The sequence below is a fragment of the Vibrio sp. 10N.222.48.A3 genome (genome assembly GCF_041475345.1).
Classification (GTDB): Bacteria; Pseudomonadota; Gammaproteobacteria; order Enterobacterales; family Vibrionaceae; genus Vibrio; species Vibrio tasmaniensis_A.
The window spans coordinates 1-4,961 of sequence record NZ_JBFRVX010000248.1 but is presented as its reverse complement, the minus strand read 5'-3'; the positions used below and the strand labels follow the sequence as shown (position 1 = coordinate 4,961).

The 4,961-nt window shown below is 41.8% G+C and carries 5 protein-coding genes; 1 reads left to right on the top strand and 4 read right to left on the bottom strand.

Annotated elements, in window-relative coordinates; all coding sequences use genetic code 11:
* Both AB4653_RS08355 and AB4653_RS08350 read right to left on the bottom strand, forming a co-directional pair.
* A partial coding sequence (locus AB4653_RS08355) for a sigma-54-dependent transcriptional regulator (RefSeq protein ID WP_372103811.1) occupies window positions 1-538 on the bottom strand: 538 nt, incomplete at its 3' end.
* Window positions 535-2,508 (bottom strand): ATP-binding protein, encoded by a 1,974-nt coding sequence (locus AB4653_RS08350; protein WP_102258242.1) that lies wholly within the window; start codon window positions 2,506-2,508, stop codon window positions 535-537. The genes AB4653_RS08350 and AB4653_RS08355, both read right to left, overlap by 4 nt.
* Window positions 2,509-2,921: 413 nt before the next feature.
* Here AB4653_RS08350 and AB4653_RS08345 point away from each other — a divergent pair, with 413 nt between their 5' ends.
* Complete coding sequence (locus AB4653_RS08345; RefSeq protein ID WP_081324597.1) at window positions 2,922-3,143, top strand: GyrI-like domain-containing protein; 222 nt, start codon at window positions 2,922-2,924, stop codon at window positions 3,141-3,143.
* Window positions 3,144-3,335: 192 nt separating this feature from the next.
* Here the strand turns inward: AB4653_RS08345 and AB4653_RS08340 are convergent, their stop codons facing one another.
* Together AB4653_RS08340 and AB4653_RS08335 are read right to left on the bottom strand one after the other, a co-directional pair.
* Complete coding sequence (locus tag AB4653_RS08340) at window positions 3,336-3,992, bottom strand: HNH endonuclease (RefSeq protein ID WP_102258243.1); 657 nt, start codon at window positions 3,990-3,992, stop codon at window positions 3,336-3,338.
* Window positions 3,979-4,961: AAA family ATPase (locus AB4653_RS08335; RefSeq protein WP_372103808.1), on the bottom strand; the 983-nt coding region annotated here is incomplete at its 5' end. The genes AB4653_RS08340 and AB4653_RS08335, both read right to left, overlap by 14 nt.

Here is a 4,961-nt window from a genome sequence, read left to right as displayed (position 1 = left end):
CTTTGCCCGTTCCCGTTTCTCCGTTGATGATGGTGTCGACGCCAGTATGCGCTAAAGCGAGCACTTGCTTACGTATGGTATCCATCGCTTTTGATTGGCCAATAACCACAGATTCAATCGGTAAATCCTCTTGCTCATCACCATCCGAGGTTGACGGGCAGCTGTGCTGACACTGGGTAATCGCCAAATCAAGCTTCTCCACCAGCTCACTCGAATTAAGCGGTTTTTCTAGAAAGTCGAAAGCGCCCAACTTCATCGCTTCGATCGCCATTGGAATATCGCCATGGCCACTCATCAATAAAACGGGCACATTCGGGGCACGGTGTTGGATTGAGCTCAACAACGTCAAACCGTCCACTTTCGGCATGCGCACGTCACACAGCACAACCGACTGACTGTTTGCTTTAAGCGACTTTAGGCCAAGGTTGGGATCAGTAAAGGTGGTGACACTAAACCCTTCTAGCTCTAACATTTCGCTCACGGCGTCGACGACATCTATTTCATCGTCGATAAGAACTATGTGTTTTTCTGAAATCATGAACCTGTGCCTTTTGGTAGAGTGACGATAAAGGTGGTGCCTTGGTGTTCAACCGATTCCACGTGAATCGAGCCGCCAAAATCTTTTATTATGTTGTATGCGATAGACAAGCCTAGCCCAAGCCCCTTACCTGTTGTTTTGCTGGAATAAAATGGGTCAAACAGATGCGGAATGTCCTCTTCAGGTATCCCTAACCCGTTGTCCATCACCAAAATCTGAATGGTCTTCGAATGCTCTTGAGTTGAGATGCTGAGCTCTGGTTGTTCTCTGTGCTCAATGGCATCCAAAGCATTGCTGATCAAATTCACCAGAACCTGTTCTAAGCGAATGTTGTTAGCTCGAACCATTTGGCTACTTTGGGGCGAATACTGAATCGACACAGCGCTCTGTCGGGTTTCAAACAGGTCAATCGCATCACCAATCACCTTATTCAATTCAACGTTATCAATCTTGCCATCACTCTTACGTGAGAAGGCCTTTAGGTGACGAGTAATCGCAGCCACTTTGTCTAACAAAATCTCGATCTTTTTTAGGTTCTCTTCTGCCCTGTCTGGCCTTTGCTTGCCTAACCAAAGCTGCGCGCTTCGAACGTGACTGTTTACTGCGGTCAGAGGTTGATTGATCTCGTGCGTGATCCCGACACTCAATTGCCCTAGCGCGGCCAATTTTCCGGCTTGGATTAGCTCGTCTTGAGTCACTCGTAATTTGGCTTCGGCTAAGGTGCGCTCTTCAACCTCAGCCTCTAATTTTCGATTGGTTTGCTTAACGACTTTGGCCGTGGTCTGGAATACCTTTAGGTACTTGGCCATTTGCGTCACTTCGTCTTTGCCACGAATAGAAACTTCGGTATCTAGATGACCGGTAGAAATCGCGAACATGTTGTCTTTGAGCTGTAAAAGCCTTTCTAAAATACTCTTACGCACGTAGAACCACGAAATGGCAGCTGCAGCCAACACGCTAAACAGAGAAAGAAAAAGAGAGAGTTGTTGGTTCGATTGTAAAGACAACTGCGCCTGCTGAATCGACAGGTCAATATTGCTATTCACCTTGCTGGTGTTGCTTTCGATCTGCACGGTTAACTGATTCAAATGCTCGCGGCTGTTTTGCAGGAAATACTGCTCTTGATAGAGATGATTAAGCGCTTTGTTTTTCATCCCATACAAGCTGCTATCACTTGAAGCGAGGTTATAAATAACCGTGAGTTGGCGATCTAACTCAGGAAAATTACTTCTTAAATCACCACTGACCCAAAGTTTCCACCACTCTTCACCGACTTGCTCTAAGCGGTAGCTAGTGTAATCCAACTCATTAAAGCTTGAGTCGTTATACAACTTCTCTACTAAGCCTAATTGGTAATAAAGCAGAGATTTCAACTGAGTATATTGAATTTGATCTTTGGCTGACTCAGGCAAACTATCGAGTGAATCACTGGCCTGTTGCAACAGAGGATAAAAACCCTCAAGCAAATTACGAAGTTCTTGATTGAGTTGTTCTGACTCAATCTCACTTTGATACAACAAACTCAGACTATTGTTAACTTGGGCGATAAGATCTTTAAAATAGGCGTGATAATCAGGGAATTGAACCATAACGCTATTCATCACTGAAATGGCCTCTTCAATTTTGAGCATCGCCTGCTTACGCTCTAAATTAGATTCAGCATCACTGAGTTGAGATGAGGTCGTGATAATCACACGCACCATATCATTGAGGCGTGCAGCGTTATCTAAGGCGGGGATTTCACTCTCTTTTAATTCAACGAGGCGTTGGTTTAGATCGTCAAAAGTAAAGCTAGAAACAACCGAAAGGAAGATGGTGGTCATCGATAACATGGCCAATGCCAATACCAAGCGCAGTTCGATCCCCTTCCAACCAAACCACTTACGGCGCGGAATTTTGATCGAAAACGGGCGTTCAAAACTGTCTTTGTTTTCTATCACCTCGGAGACATGACTACTCACTAGCCCCACCTTCTTCTCATCATAAAATCAACAGGATCCGTCAATGATTCAATCAGTTAGGTGATTTACCTATTTAATCTTAGATCGAATAGCTTTAGTGAAGCTATTAAACGAAGAGTAATCATTAACATTTCACATAAGATATCATAACAATTATTTTATAAAGCTTGCATGGTCTGTTTTGCGATAATAGAAAGTGACCGCACCGACAGAAACGTGATTACTTTATCAATCCCTGTCGGAGGGCATTTTAGTTCGAGCACTTCCAATAAAGTCTGATCATTTATCATAGAGATTGATCGTATTGGGCTTATCATTCGCAAAACGGTCTTGAATCTAAACTTTCAGACAAATTAGCAATAATGGAAAATCATGGAGTCTCGCAGTGTAGGACACTACCTATGTCGAAATAGGATGGATGTATCGATCGCAAGACAATTTTGGGTGGCAAATATGCCAAGGCCTTGCACAAAGGTACTTACGAGAAACTCTCTGAAGCATACCGTTATTTACTCTTGAAATGGCTACCAGACAGTGGGTTTGAACTGCGAGACCAACCATGCTTTGAGGTGTACCTGAATCGAGACCCAAGACGAACTAAACCTGAGAATTTGAAAACCGAAATCTATATTCCGATCAAGTAACTAAGAGAGCTTCCCTTGAGTCAGTCAATCACGGCTGGCTCATTTTTGCCCCAAAATTGGTTAGATTAAATACTCTACTCATTCCGGGGGCGTGCGTTTTCCCTATCAAATCTAATCCGAACAATGAGGTTGGGGCTATACTCACTTCGGTCGTGTGTAGGTTGACAATCGTATACTTAGAATCCGCCTCAGTTATACGGTGCGTATTCCGACAACATCCACTATTGAATTCAGTACAAATGAATATGCTTTATCTTCCCCTAACTCTTCTACAAGCTCTTTATAAATTGCCTTTTTGAGTATTGGATTATGCTCGTTTTCATAGCTATCCATAAGTTGGCGTATTGCATCTATTCTTTCTAGTCGCTGTTCTACAAGGTCCATTCTATTTAATTCAATGACTTTCTCCGTCAACTTCCCTCTGTTTTGACCTGGCTTTCCAAATACGTAGGGGCCCGCAGCATATAGGTGGTCACTCGGTTCATCATTAAACGGGTTTAAAAATGGCAGATTTTGGTCGTATTCGTCACTTTTATTCATGTTGCAAACAGGGCATGCAAGCCCTAAATTTTGCCATTCGAACGTTAAATCTGGGTACTTATCTTTAGCCTTAGGTTTAATATGTTCTATATGCTCATATGATACGTGACTCACTTTACTCTCACAGTACATGCATTTATTTTTAGCTTCCTGCTTGAGAAGACCTTTCACATCTGAATGGTTATAACGATTTGAAACAGATGAAGGAACCTTTTCATCGCGCTGAATAAAACCAAGTAATTCATTGGTCCAGTTTGTAGCATTGTCTACCAGAACTTGTGGCTTAGACCCCTTATTAAGCTTTATCATTTAGACTCTCCACAACTAGAGTGATTGCTTTGGGCATAAATTCTTGCAGTTCTTTCTCTTCTAGTTCCTGTCTCATTCGTTGAAACAAGCCCTCATCGACGCCTTGTTCAGAGTATTTTTTTACAACTTCTTTTATTTCATCTTCGACCCAAACAGGCACTGTTACAGGAACCCCAAGAACCTCTCTTAAAACTTTTGCCGCATTGCCACTTTTATCAATCATGTCAAGCTTTCGAGAAAATACCCGATTTTCATTATTGTATGCAAGAGCGTACACTTGGGATTTTTTAGAAGATCCAATAATAAATGGACTATGAGTAGCAATAACGAATTGGGCCTTAGGAAAAGCTTTGCTTAAATTTGGAATTAACTCTCTTTGCATGGAAGGGTGTAAGTGATTTTCTGGCTCGTCGATCGTGATTACAAAGTTCTCTTTATTTTGAGAAAACATGTATATTTGCCACGCTACACCAATTATTGATGCCACACCACCTGAAGCAGCATCAATAGAAAACTCACCAGACTCCGTTACTAAAACCACTTCTGGGATTCTTATTTCTAAGTGTTTAAACCCTAAGGTTGCAGGTAACATTATTTTCAAGATTTCCTGAAACCCTTCGAATAATTCTGCATATTCCTTATTGGCAACGACATGACTATTGCCGTACCCGAAGGTAGCAAGCCCAATTAGAGACTCTTTAAGTAAATAATTCGGACTTATATTTTTAAGCCATTCACCCGTATTGTTGAATTTATCGACAACGTTAGCATTATACTCATTAAAGTAATCTTCTTTTTTCTTAGGCTTAGTTGGAATTGACTCAACTTCTTTATAGCTAAACACTGGTCTATGAGAAGGTACGTGCATTCCTTGAATAGGCTGTTGCTCAGAGAAATTTAAATCGTAAGTTGAACCAGCTTTCTTAGGAACCGAAACTTTAGATACGCTTAAGTTTGAATATTGTACCT

Bases quoted from the DNA above. Each gene is read 5' to 3' on its own strand.
- AB4653_RS08340 (WP_102258243.1), bottom strand. From the start codon at position 3,992: ATGATAAAGCTTAATAAGGGGTCTAAGCCACAAGTTCTGGTAGACAAT.